Annotated in this window: 15 protein-coding genes; 10 read left to right on the top strand and 5 right to left on the bottom strand. The window is 72.1% G+C overall.

The annotated features are described in order from the left end of the window. Window positions 1–28 precede the first annotated feature (28 nt). The gene (locus ACZ4Z3_RS14445; RefSeq protein WP_468501247.1) at window positions 29–1,660 is read right to left on the bottom strand and encodes an ABC-F family ATP-binding cassette domain-containing protein; all 1,632 of its coding nucleotides are present in this window, start codon (window positions 1,658–1,660) and stop codon (window positions 29–31) included. 345 nt (window positions 1,661–2,005) lie between these two features. Next, window positions 2,006–2,422 (bottom strand): spore wall synthesis regulator SsgD, encoded by a 417-nt coding sequence (gene ssgD / locus ACZ4Z3_RS14450; RefSeq protein ID WP_468501248.1) that lies wholly within the window; start codon window positions 2,420–2,422, stop codon window positions 2,006–2,008. Window positions 2,423–2,717: 295 nt separating this feature from the next. Here ssgD and ACZ4Z3_RS14455 point away from each other — a divergent pair, with 295 nt between their 5' ends. The 4 genes from ACZ4Z3_RS14455 to mmpA all read left to right on the top strand — a co-directional run bounded on the left by ACZ4Z3_RS14455 (window position 2,718) and on the right by mmpA (window position 5,174). Then, on the top strand, window positions 2,718–3,764 hold the full coding sequence (locus ACZ4Z3_RS14455; protein ID WP_468501249.1) for a WD40/YVTN/BNR-like repeat-containing protein: 1,047 nt from the start codon (window positions 2,718–2,720) through the stop codon (window positions 3,762–3,764). Window positions 3,765–3,855: 91 nt separating this feature from the next. Further along, entirely contained in the window at window positions 3,856–4,179 is a 324-nt protein-coding gene (locus ACZ4Z3_RS14460) for a plasmid stabilization protein (RefSeq protein WP_468501250.1), read from the top strand. Window positions 4,180–4,233: 54 nt separating this feature from the next. Then, a complete protein-coding gene (locus ACZ4Z3_RS14465) occupies window positions 4,234–4,935 on the top strand; it encodes an endonuclease V (RefSeq protein ID WP_468501251.1) in 702 nt (233 codons plus the stop codon). Window positions 4,936–5,027: 92 nt separating this feature from the next. Next, window positions 5,028–5,174 (top strand): morphogenic membrane protein MmpA, encoded by a 147-nt coding sequence (gene mmpA / locus ACZ4Z3_RS14470; protein WP_468501252.1) that lies wholly within the window; start codon window positions 5,028–5,030, stop codon window positions 5,172–5,174. A 60-nt stretch (window positions 5,175–5,234) separates the two neighbouring features. Here mmpA and ACZ4Z3_RS14475 read toward each other — a convergent pair whose 3' ends face one another. Then, on the bottom strand, window positions 5,235–6,413 hold the full coding sequence (locus ACZ4Z3_RS14475; protein WP_468501253.1) for a saccharopine dehydrogenase family protein: 1,179 nt from the start codon (window positions 6,411–6,413) through the stop codon (window positions 5,235–5,237). Between the two features lie 92 nt (window positions 6,414–6,505). On the opposite strand from ACZ4Z3_RS14475, the gene ACZ4Z3_RS14480 reads away from it, so the two are divergent. The 4 genes from ACZ4Z3_RS14480 to ACZ4Z3_RS14495 all read left to right on the top strand — a co-directional run bounded on the left by ACZ4Z3_RS14480 (window position 6,506) and on the right by ACZ4Z3_RS14495 (window position 11,716). Continuing rightward, a complete protein-coding gene (locus tag ACZ4Z3_RS14480) occupies window positions 6,506–6,886 on the top strand; it encodes an MmcQ/YjbR family DNA-binding protein (protein WP_468501444.1) in 381 nt (126 codons plus the stop codon). A 145-nt stretch (window positions 6,887–7,031) separates the two neighbouring features. Then, window positions 7,032–8,228 carry a CaiB/BaiF CoA transferase family protein gene (locus tag ACZ4Z3_RS14485; RefSeq protein ID WP_468501254.1) on the top strand — a complete coding sequence of 399 codons (1,197 nt, stop codon included), beginning with the start codon at window positions 7,032–7,034 and terminating at the stop codon, window positions 8,226–8,228. A 58-nt stretch (window positions 8,229–8,286) separates the two neighbouring features. Beyond that, entirely contained in the window at window positions 8,287–9,501 is a 1,215-nt protein-coding gene (locus ACZ4Z3_RS14490; protein ID WP_055713426.1) for an acetyl-CoA C-acetyltransferase, read from the top strand. A gap of 40 nt (window positions 9,502–9,541) precedes the next feature. Continuing rightward, window positions 9,542–11,716: a 3-hydroxyacyl-CoA dehydrogenase NAD-binding domain-containing protein gene (locus tag ACZ4Z3_RS14495; RefSeq protein ID WP_468501255.1), complete on the top strand. Its 2,175-nt coding sequence runs from the start codon at window positions 9,542–9,544 to the stop codon at window positions 11,714–11,716. Between the two features lie 108 nt (window positions 11,717–11,824). Here ACZ4Z3_RS14495 and ACZ4Z3_RS14500 read toward each other — a convergent pair whose 3' ends face one another. After that, window positions 11,825–12,550 carry a MerR family transcriptional regulator gene (locus tag ACZ4Z3_RS14500; RefSeq protein WP_468501256.1) on the bottom strand — a complete coding sequence of 242 codons (726 nt, stop codon included), beginning with the start codon at window positions 12,548–12,550 and terminating at the stop codon, window positions 11,825–11,827. Between the two features lie 89 nt (window positions 12,551–12,639). Between ACZ4Z3_RS14500 and ACZ4Z3_RS14505 the strand changes: the two genes are divergently transcribed. Together ACZ4Z3_RS14505 and ACZ4Z3_RS14510 are read left to right on the top strand one after the other, a co-directional pair. Further along, window positions 12,640–13,119: a macro domain-containing protein gene (locus tag ACZ4Z3_RS14505; RefSeq protein WP_468501257.1), complete on the top strand. Its 480-nt coding sequence runs from the start codon at window positions 12,640–12,642 to the stop codon at window positions 13,117–13,119. A 117-nt stretch (window positions 13,120–13,236) separates the two neighbouring features. Continuing rightward, on the top strand, window positions 13,237–13,713 hold the full coding sequence (locus tag ACZ4Z3_RS14510; RefSeq protein ID WP_468501258.1) for a F0F1 ATP synthase subunit B family protein: 477 nt from the start codon (window positions 13,237–13,239) through the stop codon (window positions 13,711–13,713). A gap of 116 nt (window positions 13,714–13,829) precedes the next feature. Here ACZ4Z3_RS14510 and ACZ4Z3_RS14515 read toward each other — a convergent pair whose 3' ends face one another. Beyond that, window positions 13,830–15,374 carry a M1 family metallopeptidase gene (locus ACZ4Z3_RS14515; protein ID WP_468501259.1) on the bottom strand — a complete coding sequence of 515 codons (1,545 nt, stop codon included), beginning with the start codon at window positions 15,372–15,374 and terminating at the stop codon, window positions 13,830–13,832. Between the last annotated feature and the right edge of the window lie 191 nt (window positions 15,375–15,565).

Consider the following 15,565-nt stretch of genomic DNA (forward strand, 5'->3'; position numbering starts at 1 on the left):
CGTCCGGGGGCAGGGATCGTCCGCCGGGTCAGCCGGTCGTCCCCAGCTCCTCCGGGGTCGTGGTGCGCAGGCCTCCCTCCTCCAGCAGCAGCCACCGGGTGATGCCCAGTGACTCCAGGAACGGCAGGTCGTGGCTGGCCACGATCAGGGCTCCCTCGTACGACTCCAGTGCCGTCGTCAGCTGGCGCACGCTCGCCATGTCCAGGTTGTTCGTCGGCTCGTCCAGCATCAGCAGCTGCGGGGCGGGCTCGGCGAGCATCAGCGCGGCGAGGGCCGCCCGGAAGCGTTCCCCGCCGGACAGCGTCGCCGCCGGCTGGTCGGCGCGGGCGCCCCGGAACAGGAAGCGGGCCAGTCGGGCCCGCACCCGGTTGTTGGTGGCGCCCGGCGCGTACCGGGCCACGTTCTCGGCGACGGTCAGTCCGTCGTCGAGGACGTCGAGCCGCTGCGGCAGGAACCGCAGCGGAACGTGCGCCCGCACCTGGCCGCCCACCGGCTCCAGCTCGCCGGCGATCGTGCGCAGCAGCGTGGTCTTGCCCGCGCCGTTGCGCCCGACGAGCGCGATCCGCTCGGGGCCCCGCAGATCGAGGCCCCCGCTCACCTTGGCCCCGTAGCGCAGCCGCAGGTCCAGGGCGGTGAGCACGGTGCGGCCGGGCGGCACGGCCGAGTACGGCAGGTCGACGCGGATCTCGTCGTCGTCCCGTACGGCCTCCACCGCCTCGTCGAGCCGCTCCTTGGCCTCGGCGAGCTTCTCCTCGTGCATGATGCGGTGCTTGCCTGCGGACTCCTGGGCGGCTCGTTTCCGGGCCCCCATGACGATCTTCGGCTCGCGTTTCTGCTCGAACATCTTCTGGCCGTACCGCCTGCGCCGGGCCAGTTTCACCTGGGCGTCGACCAGTTCGCGCTTCTGCTTCTTCAGATCGGCCTCGGCGACCCGCACCATCCGTTCGGCCGCCTCCTGCTCGGTGCTCAGGGCCTCCTCGTAGACGGAGTAGTTGCCGCCGTACCAGGTGATCTCCCCGGAGCGCAGATCGGCGACCTGGTCGACCAGGTCGAGGAGTTCGCGGTCGTGGCTGACCACGATCATCACTCCGGACCACGCCGAGACGGCGTCGTACAGCCTGCGGCGGGCGTACAGGTCGAGGTTGTTGGTGGGTTCGTCGAGGAGCAGGACGTCCGGGCGGCGCAGCAGCAGCGCGGCCAGGCGCAGCAGCACCGACTCGCCGCCCGAGATCTCGCCGATCGTGCGGTCCAGGTCGACGTGGCCGAGCCCGAGCTGACCGAGGGTCGCCAGGGCGCGCTCCTCCACGTCCCAGTCGTCGCCGACCGCCGCGAAGTGCTCCTCGGCCACGTCGCCCGCCTCGATGGCGTGCAGCGCGGCGCGGGTGGCGGCGATGCCGAGCGCCTCGTCGACGCGCAGCGCGGTGTCGAGTGTGACGTTCTGCGGGAGGTAGCCGATCTCGCCGGCCACCCGCACCGTGCCGTCGGTCGGGGTCAGTTCCCCGGCGATCAGCTTCAACAGGGTCGACTTGCCGGACCCGTTGACCCCGACGAGTCCGGTCCGGCCGGGGCCGAACGCGATCTGGAGGTCCTCGAAGACGGGCGTGCCGTCGGGCCAGGCGAACGACAGGGACGAGCAGGTGAGGGAAAGGGGAGTAGACATAAGGCCTCGCGGTTGCTTGCGGTGGTCGGGGCAACGCGTGCGGACACCGCGAGCGCGACACTGCGAGGCGAGGGCGAACCCGCTGGGGCGGGGCCAAAGGAAGGCCCGCTGCCGGGGGGACGGCTCGTACGCCGAGGTCGCACGCAACGCACACAGGAAGCCGGGATACGGCGATGATGTGTGACGCGGTGTCTCAGGACCTCAGACGAGCAACGTCCTTCTCCAATCGACGGCAACAGAACCGTTGTACAAAGTAGGAGGGCGTTCTGGGGGTGTCAACGGATTAAACCGGCACCCGGACCTGCCGCCCCCGGCCTGGGCGGGGCGGCGTCGGAAGGCGTGGTCTCAGCAGGCGTCCCGCATCAGCTCGGCCAGGTCGCGGTCCAGGTCGACCTGGTGGTGTTCGAGGCCGAGGGGCACCAGCTCGGTCGTCCGGTCCAGGAAGCGGCGCATCTCACCGGCGAGGACGTGCACCACGGCGGTGCCCTCCGGTGCGTGGAACTCCATGACCAGCCGCTCGTAGCCGTAGGGGCGGACGCGGACGTCCCCGTGGCCGACGGCCTCGTCCATGCCGGTCACCAGGAGTTCGCGGGCGAAGGTCCAGCAGACCTCGACACCCTCCAGCGTCGCCGGGGCGGGGAACGTCATACGGACGGCGAACGGGTCGCTCCGGTCGTAGTGGAGCGTTGCGGGAATGCTCGGCATCCGCGGCGCGGCGGCGACGAGACGGGCCTCGACGGGCTGCTCGATGACGGTGGACAACGCCTTGCTCCCTTGTGACGGCTGGACGGACTCCGGACGGCATGGCCGGGCATGTGAAGAGACGCTGGATCGGGCCGATGCGTGCACGCGGGCTTCGAGTGACCTCTGTCACCGACTCCAATCACCGAGGTGATCCATTTCTCGTCCCGGCGTCGCGGCATACCCGTGAGGACACCGGACGCGGCCCCACGGTTCCCGGCCGAGGCCATCTGGACGGCGCCCGGGGGGTCGGCTAGCTTCGCCCGCCATGAGGGCCATGGGGCAGTCGAGAAGCAGGATCCGGACGAGTCGGACGATGACGACGGGACTGGCCGCGACGGCGCTCGCCGCCGCCCTGGCCGTGCCCGCGCAGGCGCACGGGGACGGCCGACCACCCCACTGGGAACTGAAGCAGACCGGCACTGACGTGCGCTTTCGCGGGCTGGCCGCGGTCAGCCGGAATACGGCCTGGCTGGCCGGCACCGGCGGCACCGTGCTGCGGACGAGGGACGGGGGCGAGCACTGGCGCACGGTGTCACCGCCCGGCGCACAGGATCTGCAGTTCCGGGACATCGAGGCGTTCGACGCACGCCGGGCGGTCGTCCTGGCCATCGGCGAGGGCGAGTCCTCCCGCGTGTACCGCACGGACGACGGCGGCGCCACCTGGACCGAGACCTTCCGCAACACCGACCCGCGCGCCTTCTACGACTGTCTGACCTTCTTCGACCCGCGCCACGGGCTCGCCATGAGCGACCCCGTGGACGGGAAGTTCCGCATCCTGTCCACCGAGGACGGCGGCCGCTCCTGGAACGTCCTGCCGAACGACGGCATGCCCCCGGCCCTGGAGGGTGAGGCGGGCTTCGCGGCGAGCGGGCAGTGCCTGGTCAGCTCGGGCCGGCGCGATGTCTGGCTGGCGACCGGCGGAGCGGCACGCGCGCGTGTGCTGCACTCAACCGACCGCGGCCTGACCTGGACGGCCACCGACACCCCCGTCCCGGCGGGCGACCCGGCCCGCGGTGTCTTCGCCCTCGCCTTCCGCGACCGGGCCCACGGCATCGCCGTCGGCGGCGACTACCGCGCCGACCAGCCGTCCCCGAGGGCGGCGGCCACCACCGGCGACGCCGGGCGCCGCTGGACGAGCGCCGCGCAACCACCGCCCGCCTACCGCTCCGGCGTCGCCTGGCTCCCGTACAGCCGGACGACCGCCCTCGCCGTAGGTCCTACCGGCACCGATCTCACCACCGACGGCGGCCGCACCTGGCGCACGGTCGACACCGGCTCGTACGACACCGTCGACTGCACCCCCGACCGCGGCTGCTGGGCCGCCGGGGAGAAGGGGCGCGTGGCCCGGCTGGAGAACTGACGGGACGGCCGGTGAACGGGCGGCGGGCGGGACTGGATCCCGCCCACCGGGATACCCGTGCGGTGTTCGCGTCATGAAGGGAGTGATCGGCATGCCACGCGGTTCGAGCCCCAAGCGGGAACGCCAGTACGAGCACATCAAGGAGAGTGCCGAGGACCGCGGTGAGAGCGAGTCGCGCGCCAAGGAGATCGCCGCCCGCACGGTCAACAAGGAACGCGCCCGGTCCGGCGAGTCCAAGACCGCGAGCCGCACGTCCACGCGGGACATGTCTTCCAGCAAGCGGGGCGGGCAGCGCTCCCACAGCGGGTCCGAGGGACCCACGTACGACCAGCTGTACGAGGAGGCCAAGCGGCGCAACATCCGCGGCCGTTCCGACATGAACAAGAGCCAGCTCAAGCGCGCCCTCGACAAGTAGCCGAGCAGCCCTGGGGGGCGCGCTCACCGCGGGGATGCGTACGCTCGTCGGACCATGACGACCGTACGCATCCCCGCGGGCTGGCCCGCCACCGACGATCAGGCCCGAGCCGTGCAGGACGAGTTGCGCGGCCAGGTGGTCCTCGACGAGACCGGGCCGCCGCCCGGCAGCGGACACGTCACCGGCGTCGACGTCGCGTACGACGACGAGCGGGACGTGGTCGCGGCGGCGGCCGTCGTCCTGGACGCGGCCACGCTCGACGTGGTCGCCGAGGCCACGGCGATCGGACAGGTCTCCTTCCCGTACGTCCCCGGCCTGCTGGCCTTCCGGGAGATCCCGACCGTCCTCGCCGCCCTCGACGCGCTGCCGTGCGACCCCGGTCTCGTCGTCTGCGACGGCTACGGCCTCGCCCACCCGCGCCGCTTCGGCCTCGCCAGCCACCTCGGCGTCCTCACCGGGCTCCCCACGATCGGTGTCGCCAAGAACCCGTTCACCTTCACCTACGACGACCCCGGCACCCCGCGCGGCAGCGCCTCGCCCCTCCTCGCCGCCACCGGACCGGGCACCGAGGAAGTGGGCCGCGCGCTGCGCACCCGCACCGGGGTCAAACCGGTGTTCGTGTCGGTCGGCCACCGCGTGACCCTCGACAACGCCTGCGCCCACACCCTCGCCCTGACCCCGGCCTACCGCATCCCGGAGTCGACCCGGCACGCCGACGCGCTCTGCCGCCGGGCCCTGCGGGAGGCGGCCGGCTGACCCTCGGGGCGCACACGTGAGTATGTCCGGGGCTCGTACCTGAGTACGAGTACGGATACCGGCGCGTCGTCGTGATCGGCAGGCTGGTCCGCATGACGACGCACCGCGCCCCCAAGCCCGCCGCCAGCCCCAGCCAGCCCGTCGAGCGTGCCGTCACGGCCGGGCTGCTGCTCGCCCTGATCGCCGGGCTCGCGTGGATCGGCGGGATGGTCTACACGCTGACGGGATGGGCCCATTAGGGCGAGGGCGGCAGGGGCGGTGGACTCCCGGCCGCCTCACGCCGCCGTCCGGAGCCCGTGTCACCGGGAGGCGGCCACGCGGAAAGTGATACCCGCCGCGCGCAGCCGTTCGATCAGCGCGTCACCCATCGCCACCGCCGTCGTGACCTGCCCCGCCGTGGGGGGAAGCTCGTCGAAGGCGAGGCAGAGCGCCGACTCGGCGAACATCTTCGCCGTCTCGCCGTAGCCGGGGTCGCCGCCCGCGACCTCCGTGAACACCCGCCGGCCGCCGCCCTCGCCCACGAAGCGCACCGAGAACCAGCTCTTGGCCCGCCTCTCGGCGCTCGGCCCCTCACCCGGCTTGTGCAGGTTGCCCAACCAGCGCCGAGCGGGCGGCACTTGCGCGGCGGCGACGACCGCGCCCACGAACGCGACCCCGCCCACCGCGAACGGCAACGTCTTGACGGCCGCGTAGTGGCGGTAGCGGAAGTCCGGCCCGTAGCGCTGCAAAGCCCGCGCCGAACGCTGCACCACCTGCGCGTCGATGGTCGGCAGCGGCAGGGCCCACGCACCGACCTCCTTGGCGAAACGGGGCGCGCTCACCGGCGCGTACGCCCGCCGCCCCACCGTCCGCGGCTCGTGCCGCTTGCGGTCCCGCGCGGCGGCCGCCGTCTGCCGGGCCCGCGCGAAGCCCGTCAGCGCGGAGTTGAACGTACCGCCCGAGAACATCCCCGACGCCCGCACGAAGCCGTCGACGGTGATCGGCACGTCCTCCGGGAGCTGGCGCACCGTGAAGTACGCCCCCAGGTCGTGCGGGATCGAGTCGAAGCCCGCCGCGTGCACGATCCGTGCGCCCGTCTCACGCGCGCGAGCGTCGTGCCGGACGAACATCAGGTCCACGAACTCGGGCTCACCGGTGAGGTCCAGATAGTCGGTGCCCTCGTCGGCGCAGGCGGCCACCAGTTCCTCGCCGTACGTGATGTACGGGCCGACCGTCGTGGCCACCACCCGTGCCTGCCGGGCGAGTGCACGCAGGGAGGCCGGATCGGACACGTCCGCCCGCAGGACACCGATCCCCTCACCGCCGGGGAGCCGCTCCCGCAGTGCCGCCAGCTTCTCGGCGCTGCGCCCGGCCAGCGCCCAGCGCAGCCCCTCGGGCGCGTGCTCGGCCAGATACTCCGCGGTGAGCTCGCCGACGAACCCCGTCGCCCCGAAGAGCACGATGTCGTACGCCCGATCCGCCCTGCTGTGCGTGCTCATGGAACCCCTCAGCCCTCGCCCCCGCGCCGTTGTCGGTGGGTGAGGCTAGCGTGAGGGACGAGCAGCCGAACGCGCGGGATCCGGCGGTGGCCGTGGCCGTGCCCAGGAACGCCCTGAAAAAATGGGAGAAGGTGCGCGAGTTCGCCCTCGGGATGCCCGGCGCCGCCGAGGAGTTCCCCTGGGGTGAGAGCGTCGCCAAGGTCAACAAGAAGGTGTTCGTGTTCCTCGGTGTGGACGACGGCAGCTATCCGCTGGGTGTCACCGTGAAGCTCAGGGACGAGGAGACCCACGCCCACGCCCTGACCTGTCCGGGGGCCGAGCCCGCCGGATACGGCCTCGGCAAGGCCGGCTGGGTGCGTGTCCCGCTGGAGGAGCAGGGTGCCCCGAGCGCGGAGCTGCTCTGCGACTGGGTCGAGGAGAGCTACCGCGTGATCGCCCCGAAGCGCCTGATAGCGGAGCTGGAGACCCGCTGAGCCTGGCCGACGCGCGCCGGGACATCCGGCGCGACCTTGGGCACAATGGCTAAGCGTTCGCTCACCCGGGGCCTTGTGCGCGGTGGAACACGTTCTTAACATCACTGGTGTTACATCATCGGTGTCACAGAGCTGGGGGCTCTCGATGGCAGTGGCGAAGACGCCCGGGCACGGCCCGCTCGCCGGTGTGCGCGTGGTCGAACTCGCGGGCATCGGCCCCGGACCGTTCGCCGCCATGCTCCTCGGCGACCTGGGCGCCGACGTGGTCCGCGTCGACCGGCCCGGCGGCGCCGGCCTCGCCGTCAACCCCCTGTACGACATCACCAACCGCAACAAGCGGTCCGTCATCGTCGACCTCAAGTCCACCGACGGCCCGGACACCGTCCTCGCCCTCGCCGAACGGGCCGACATCCTGATCGAGGGCTACCGCCCCGGAGTCACCGAGCGCCTCGGCGTCGGCCCCGAGAGCTGCCACGCCCGCAACCCGGCCCTCGTCTACGGCCGGATGACCGGCTGGGGCCAGCAGGGCCCCCTCGCCCAGCGCGCCGGCCACGACATCGCCTACATCGCCCTGACCGGCACCCTCGGCATGATCGGCTCCCCGGACACCCCGCCCGTCGCCCCCGCGAACCTCCTCGGAGACTACGCGGGCGGCTCGCTCTACCTCGTCGTCGGTGTCCTCGCCGCCCTGCACCACGCCCGCGCCACCGGCGCCGGCCAGGTCGTGGACGCGGCCATCGTCGACGGCACCGCGCACCTCTCCGCGATGATCCACGGCATGCTCGCCGCCGGTGGCTGGCAGGACCGCCGCGCCGCCAACCTCCTGGACGGCGGCTGCCCCTTCTACGGCACCTACGAGACCGCCGACGGCCGCTACATGGCCGTGGGCGCGCTGGAGCAGCAGTTCTACGAGGAGTTCGTCGACCTCCTCGGCATCAAGGACCGGGCCCCGGCCCGCAAGGACGTCGCCGCCTGGGGCGCCCTGCGCGCGACGGTCGAGGCCCGCTTCAGGACCCGCACGCGCGACGAGTGGACGGCCGTCTTCGAGGGCTCCGACGCCTGTGTGGCGCCCGTGCTGTCGCTGCGCGAGGCCCCGGACCACCCGCATCTCGCGGCCCGCGGCACCTTCACCGACTTCGGCGGCATCACCCAGCCGGCCCCCGCACCCCGTTTCTCCACCACCCGCACCTCGGTCCGCGGCGGCCCCGCCCAGCCTGGCGCCGACACGGTGGACGTCGCCCGCGACTGGGGCATACCCGGCCTCCTCGACGCCCGTTCCCCGGTCGCCGCCGCGGACGTTCCCCTCGGGGAACCCGTCCCGAACGGCGAGGCCGGCGTCTGACGCCCGAACCGCGCCCCCGACCCCCCGGCTCTCCACCGCCACCCGAAAGGCCAGATCCGTGAGCACCGAAGCGTACGTGTACGACGCGATCCGCACCCCGCGCGGACGCGGCAAGGCGAACGGCGCCCTGCACGGCACCAAGCCCATCGACCTCGTCGTCGGGCTGATCCACGAGGTCCGGCGCCGGTACCCCGGCCTCGACCCCGCCGCCGTCGACGACATCGTGCTCGGCGTGGTGGGCCCCGTCGGCGACCAGGGCTCCGACATCGCCCGTATCGCCGCCGTCGCCGCCGGACTGCCGGACACCGTGGCCGGCGTCCAGGAGAACCGCTTCTGTGCGTCCGGTCTCGAGGCCGTCAACATGGCCGCCGCCAAGGTCCGTTCCGGCTGGGAGGACCTGGTGCTGGCCGGCGGTGTCGAATCGATGTCGCGGGTGCCGATGGCCTCGGACGGCGGAGCCTGGTTCAACGACCCGATGACCAACCTGGCCGTCAACTTCGTGCCGCAGGGCATCGGCGCCGACCTCATCGCCACCATCGAGGGCTTCTCCCGCAGGGACGTCGACGAGTACGCCGCCCTGTCCCAGGAGCGGGCCGCCGCGGCCTGGAAGGACGGCCGGTTCGACGCCTCCGTCGTCCCCGTCAAGGACCGCGCGGGCCTCGTCGTCCTCGACCACGACGAGCATCTGCGGCCGGGCACCACCGCCGACTCGCTCGCCAAGCTGAAGCCGTCGTTCGCCGACATCGGCGAGCTGGGCGGCTTCGACGCGGTGGCCCTGCAGAAGTACCACTGGGTCGAGGAGATCGACCACGTCCACCACGCGGGCAACTCCTCCGGCATCGTCGACGGCGCGGCGCTCGTCGCCATCGGCTCCCGCGAGATCGGCGACCGCTACGGCCTGCGCCCCCGCGCGCGGATCGTCTCCGCCGCCGTCTCAGGCTCCGAGCCCACCATCATGCTCACCGGGCCCGCGCCCGCCACCCGCAAGGCCCTCGCCCGAGCCGGACTGACCATCGACGACATCGACCTCGTCGAGATCAACGAGGCGTTCGCCGCCGTCGTCCTGCGCTTCGTGAAGGACATGGGCATCTCCCTGGACAAGGTCAACGTCAACGGCGGCGCCATCGCGCTGGGCCACCCGCTGGGCGCCACCGGCGCGATGATCCTCGGCACCCTCGTCGACGAGCTGGAGCGCCAGGACAAGCGGTACGGGCTGGCCACGCTGTGCGTGGGCGGCGGCATGGGCATCGCGACGATCGTCGAACGCGTCTGACACCCGGCGGAACCACAAGACTTCTACGGAGAGCCCCCTCATGACCGAGAGCACCACCATCCGCTGGGAACAGGACCGCTCGGGCCTCGTCACCCTCGTCCTCGACGACCCCCACCAGTCCGCCAACACCATGAACCAGGCGTTCCGCGACTCCCTCGCCGTGATCACCGACCGGCTGGAGGCCGAGAAGGACTCCGTCCGCGGCGTCATCATCACCTCCGCCAAGAAGACCTTCTTCGCAGGCGGCGATCTGCGCGACCTCATCCGGGTCACCCCCGACACCGCGCAGCAGCTGTTCGACGGCGGCCTGGAGATCAAGCGCCATCTGCGCCGCATCGAGACCCTCGGCAAGCCCGTCGTCGCCGCGATCAACGGCGCCGCCCTCGGCGGTGGCTTCGAACTGGCCCTCGCCTGCCACCACCGCGTCGCCCTCGACGCCCCCGGCTCCAAGATCGGCTGCCCCGAGGTCACCCTCGGCCTGCTCCCCGGAGGCGGCGGCGTCGTCCGCACGGTACGGCTCCTCGGCATCGCCGACGCGCTGCTGAAGGTCCTGCTCCAGGGCACCCAGTACAGCCCGCGGCGCGCCCTGGACAACGGCCTCGTCCACGAGGTGGCCGCCACCCACGACGAGCTGATGGCCAAGGCCCGCGCCTTCATCGACGCCAACCCCGAGTCCCAGCAGCCCTGGGACAAGCCGGGCTACCGCATCCCCGGGGGCACGCCCTCGAACCCCAAGTTCGCGGCGAACCTGCCCGCCTTCCCCGCCACCCTGCGCAAGCAGACGGCCGGCGCCCCCTACCCGGCCCCGCGGAACATCCTCGCCGCCGCCGTCGAGGGCGCCCAGGTCGACTTCGAGACGGCCCAGGTCATCGAGGCCCGCTACTTCGTGGAGCTGGCCGCCGGCCAGACCTCGAAGAACATGATCCAGGCGTTCTTCTTCGACCTCCAGGCCGTCAACTCCGGCGCCAACCGGCCCAAGGGCATCGAACCGCGCCAGGTCCGCAAGGTGGCCGTCCTCGGCGCCGGGATGATGGGCGCCGGCATCGCCTACTCCTGCGCCCGCGCCGGCATCGACGTCGTCCTGAAGGACGTGTCCGCGGAAGCCGCGGCGAAGGGCAAGGGCTACTCGGAGAAGCTCTGTGCGAAGGCCGTCGCCAAGGGCCGTACGACGCAGGAGAAGGCCGACGCCCTGCTCGCCCGGATCACGCCCACCGCCGACCCGGCCGACCTGACCGGCTGTGACGCGGTCATCGAGGCCGTCTTCGAGGACACCGCGCTCAAGCACAAGGTGTTCCAGGAGATCGAGAGCGTCGTCGCCCCCGACGCGCTGCTCTGCTCCAACACCTCCACCCTGCCCATCACCACCCTCGCCGAAGGTGTGGAGCGCCAGTCCGACTTCATCGGCCTGCACTTCTTCTCACCCGTCGACAAGATGCCGCTCGTCGAGATCATCAAGGGCGAGCGGACCGGCGACGAGGCCCTCGCCCGTGCGTTCGACCTGGTCCGGCAGATCAAGAAGACCCCGATCGTCGTCAACGACTCCCGTGGCTTCTTCACCTCCCGCGTCATCGGCCACTTCATCAACGAGGGCGTCGCGATGGTCGGCGAGGGCATCGAGCCCGCGTCGGTCGAGCAGGCGGCGGCCCAGGCGGGCTACCCCGCGAAGGTCCTCTCCCTGATGGACGAGCTGACCCTGACCCTGCCGCGCAAGATCCGCACGGAGACCCGGCGGGCGGTGGAGGAGGCGGGCGGCACCTGGGAGGAGCACCCCGCCGAGGCGGTCATCGACCGTATGGTCGACGAGTTCGGCCGCACCGGGCGCAGCGGCGGCGCCGGCTTCTACGACTACGGTCCCGACGGCCGCCGCACCAAGCTCTGGCCGGGCCTGCGCGAGCACTTCACCCGGCCCGACCACCGGATCCCCTTCGAGGACATGCAGGAACGCATGCTGTTCTCCGAGGCCCTGGACACCGTCCGCCTCATGGAGGAGGGCGTCCTCACGTCCGTCGCCGACGCCAACATCGGCTCGATCTTCGGCATCGGCTTCCCCGGCTGGACGGGTGGCGTCCTGCAGTACATCAACGGCTACGAGGGCGGCCTGCCGGGCTTCGTGGCCCGGGCGCGGGAACTGGCCGACCGCTACGGCGCGCGCTTCACGCCGCCGGCGCTGCTGGTGGAGAAGGCGGAGCGGGGGGAGAGGTTCGCCGACGCGTGACGGTTCGGGGGCGGGGGTGCGTTGGCGGCCGCGGGTTCGTCGTGGCCGGGTCGCGCAGTTCCCCGCGCCCCTGAAGGACGGGCCGGCCGCAGGCCCGTCCTTCACCCCTCACCCCTCCTTCAGCCACTCCCGCAGCTCGTCCCTCAGTGAGCGCTGGAACGTCGTCAGCAGGGCCTGCACGACCAAGGGCTGCATAGTGGCCGAGAGGGACTTCACCGCCTGCGGGTCCCGCTCGGCCACCGCGTCGCGGAAGAGACCGGACAGCTCATGGGCGGCCGCCCGGGCGTGCTCGATCAGGACGTTCCGCGCGGCGAGGATCGACTCCTGGGACAGGGGCACGTCGAGGAGTTCCGCGCCCAGCCGCAGCAGACCGGGGTCCACCCGGAACCCGTCCCCGTCCCGTTCGACCAGGCCCATCGCCGTGAGCCGCTCCACGTCGTCCTCGTCGAGGGACCGCCCGGCCCGCGGCCCCAGCTCCTCCCAGGTCACCGTCTCCACCGCGTCCGGCGCCCAGGAGGCCACGACGGCCCGCTGCAGGGCGAGATCGCGCGGCGACAGATCCGGCGGCAGCTGCCGCAGATACCGTTCGATGGCGGCCAGGGTCATGCCCTGCCGCTGGAGCTCCTCGATCAGCGCGAGCCGGGCCAGATGGCCGTGCCCGTACCGGCCGACCCGACGCGGACCGATCACCGGCGGCGGCAGCAGACCCCTGGTGCTGTAGAAGCGGACCGTGCGCACCGTCACGCCGGCCCGCGCGGCCAGCTCGTCCACGGTCAGGACCCCCTCGTCGGTGTCCTCGGCCGCGTCGGCGCCTTCCCCGGTCTCGGTCGTCATGCACAGCAGTATCGCTGTCCCACCAGTGCTGTGAAACCTTCAACAGCCGCTCAGGGCGATGGTCGGTGGCGGCCCGTACGGTGGGGGTCATGTCGGGGATCACGTACGTCAGGGGGGACGCCACCATGCCCCTGGGCAAGGGCGTCAAGGTCATCGCCCACGTCAGCAATGACCTCGGCGGCTGGGGCAAGGGCTTCGTCCTCGCCGTGTCCCGCCGCTGGCCGGAACCGGAGGCGGCCTACCGCGCCTGGCACCGCGACCGCGCGCACAACGACTTCGGGCTCGGCGCGGCCCAGTTCGTCCAGGTCGGCCGGTACACCTGGGTGGCCAACCTGATCGGCCAGCGCGGCATCCGAACGGGCAGCAAGGGCGTCCCCGTCCGCTACGAGGCCATCGACTCGGCCCTCGCCCTGCTCGCCGACAAGGCCCTGGAGCTCGGGGCTTCCGTGCACATGCCGCGCATCGGCTGTGGTCTCGCCGGCGGCACGTGGTCGCGGGTGGAGCCCCTGATCACCGAGCGGCTCGTGCGGCGGGGGATAGCGGTGACGGTGTACGACCACGGGGACTGACGGACCGGCGGCGTACCGGGCCGAGCGGCGGCCGTTGGGGTGAACCGTCGTCGATTATCGGTCAACTCTGGCGCAGACGTGCGACGCGTCGCGCGTGTGAACGGGTAAGTCAGCGGTATGAAACTTCTTCCCCTGGACATCGGTCCGTTGAACCCCCCGGTCGCGGAACTCGTCGTCGCGGCGGTGCTGTTCGCGCTGGTGTTCCTCTTCTTCGTCCGGCTGGCGCCCCGGGTGCAGCGCGTGCTGGCGGAGCGGGAAGCGGTCACCGACGGGGCGGAGGCGCGGGCCGAGGCGGTACGCCGGGAGGCGGAGGCCAAGCGGGCGGAGGTGGCCGCGACCCTGGCCGAGGCCCGCCACGAGGCCGCCCGCATCCGCCAGCGCGCCTTCGAGGAGGGCACCACCCTGGTCGCCGAGGCCCGCACGGAAGCCCAGCGCGAGTACGCCACCATCCTCACCGAGGGCCAGGTCCGCATCGCCTCCGACCGCGCCGCCGCCGAGGCCGAACTCCGCGTCTACGTCTCGGAACTGGCCTCGAACCTGGCGAGCAAGGTCCTGGGTGAACGGATCGAGGCCGAGGCCCGGCCACGCCGGTAGGAGCGGGGGCGCGGCCCCCCAGCTCCTCCTCCAACGGCGCTCCTCCTCCAACGGCGTGGCGAGGAAGGCGCGCCCCGGCCATGACGGGTGCCGCCACCCGGCAGCAGGCCCGACCCCTAGCGACCGGCTCCGCCCGCGTGCCCGCCCCCAGCCCCGCGCCCGCCCTCGTGCTGGTGTGCGGAGTTCGTCGCCGCGATCTTCTTCCATGACTTCGGCGCCTTCACCGCCCCGTCCGCCCGCGCGGCGACCCCCGCCCGCTCGGCCGCCGCGGCACCCGGCTTCGCCGGCTGGTACAGCCACGTGTCGAGCAGCGCGTCCAGTCGCCGCCCCGACACCTCCTCCGCGTACGCGACGAAGTCGCCCACCGTCGCGTTGCCGTACGCGTACCTCACCGGCCACCCCTTCAGGATCTCGAAGAAGGCCGCGTCCCCGATCTCGTTGCGCAGCGCCTGCAACGCCAGGGCGCCCCGGTCGTAGACGGCGATGTGGAACTGGTTCTCCGGGCCCGGGTCGGCCGGCCTGACCGTCCAGAAGGGATCGTCGGCCGCCCGGGAGGCATACACATGGTCGGCGATCTCCTGTGCCGTGCCCTCGTTCTCGTGCTCGGACCACAGCCATTGCGCGTACCGGGCGAAGCCCTCGTTGATCCAGATGTCCTTCCACCCGGCGACGGAGACGAGGTCGCCGTACCACTGGTGGGCCAGCTCGTGCACGACCACCGACACGTTCGACCCGTTCGCGAACTGGCGGGGACTGTAGAACGGGCGGGTCTGTGTCTCCAGGGCGTACCCCACCTGCCGGGTGTTGGGCACGTATCCGCCGAGGGCGTTGTACGGATACGGCCCGAAGTACTCGCTCAGCCAGGACGCGACCTCGCCGGTCCGCTCGACGCTCGCGCGGGCCGCGCCGGCATCGTCGCCGAGGTCCTTGCTGTAGGCGTTGACGACAGGGATGCCGTTCTCGGTTCGCCCGGTCGTGATGTCGAACTTCCCGACGGCGAGCGTGGCGAGATACGTGGCCTGGGGCTTGTCGGAACGCCAGTTGTAACGGGTCCATCCCGCGCGGGACGAAGTCGACTGGAGCGTGCCGTTGGAGAGGGCCTGGGTGCCGTCCGGGACGAGGACCGACACGTCGTACGTGGCCTTGTCGAGCGGGTGGTCGTTGCTGGGGAACCACCACCAGGCCGCCTCGGGCTCGCCCGCCGCGACTCCGCCGTCCGGGGTGCGGAGCCAGCTGGTGAAGCCGTACGCCTCCTCGGCGGACGGCACCCCGGCGTAGCGCACCACGACGGTGACCTCCGTGCCCTTGGGCAGCCGGTTCCTCGGCGTGATCTCCAGCTCGTGCTCGCCGGAGGTGGTGAAGGCCGCCTTGGCGCCGTTGACCCGTACCTCGCTCACGTCGAGGAGGAAGTCCAGGTTGAGGCGGGACAGGTTCTCGGTGGTCCGGGCCAGCAGGGTCGCCGTGCCCTCCAACCGGTCCGTCCCCGGCTGGTACTTGAGCCGGAGGTCGTAGTGGGAGACGTCGTATCCGCCGTTGCCGTACGCCGGGTAGTAGGGGTCGCCGATCCCCGGCGCACCGGGCTCGTAGGAGGCCGCCGATGCCGGGATCGCCAGCAGGAGGGTGGCCACGAACGCGCCCGGGGCGATGAGTCTGCGGTGCACGAATCACTCCAAGTCGTCGGTGAACGGTGCCGCTTGTCTGTGCGGAGCCTATTGAGTCCCTGTGCGCCCAGCCGTGTCCATCGCCACCGCTGTCACACGATCGCCATTCGGCCGACATGAGTGACCCCTCTTGACGCTCCTTTCAAGCCAACACCGTGGCCGATCTCCCGCGCGCCCCAACAGGCCCTCTT

The sequence above is a fragment of the Streptomyces sp. NPDC030296 genome (assembly GCF_055572815.1).

Coding starts and splice junctions, on each gene's coding strand:
- ACZ4Z3_RS14500 (WP_468501256.1), bottom strand. CDS start 12,550: ATGACGACCGAGACCGGGGAAGGCGCCGACGCGGCCGAGGACACCGAC.
- ACZ4Z3_RS14460 (WP_468501250.1), top strand. CDS start 3,856: ATGCCACGCGGTTCGAGCCCCAAGCGGGAACGCCAGTACGAGCACATC.
- ACZ4Z3_RS14495 (WP_468501255.1), top strand. CDS start 9,542: ATGACCGAGAGCACCACCATCCGCTGGGAACAGGACCGCTCGGGCCTC.
- mmpA (WP_468501252.1), top strand. CDS start 5,028: ATGACGACGCACCGCGCCCCCAAGCCCGCCGCCAGCCCCAGCCAGCCC.
- ACZ4Z3_RS14475 (WP_468501253.1), bottom strand. CDS start 6,413: ATGAGCACGCACAGCAGGGCGGATCGGGCGTACGACATCGTGCTCTTC.
- ACZ4Z3_RS14485 (WP_468501254.1), top strand. CDS start 7,032: ATGGCAGTGGCGAAGACGCCCGGGCACGGCCCGCTCGCCGGTGTGCGC.
- ACZ4Z3_RS14505 (WP_468501257.1), top strand. CDS start 12,640: ATGTCGGGGATCACGTACGTCAGGGGGGACGCCACCATGCCCCTGGGC.
- ACZ4Z3_RS14465 (WP_468501251.1), top strand. CDS start 4,234: ATGACGACCGTACGCATCCCCGCGGGCTGGCCCGCCACCGACGATCAG.
- ACZ4Z3_RS14445 (WP_468501247.1), bottom strand. CDS start 1,660: ATGTCTACTCCCCTTTCCCTCACCTGCTCGTCCCTGTCGTTCGCCTGG.
- ACZ4Z3_RS14455 (WP_468501249.1), top strand. CDS start 2,718: ATGACGACGGGACTGGCCGCGACGGCGCTCGCCGCCGCCCTGGCCGTG.
- ACZ4Z3_RS14510 (WP_468501258.1), top strand. CDS start 13,237: ATGAAACTTCTTCCCCTGGACATCGGTCCGTTGAACCCCCCGGTCGCG.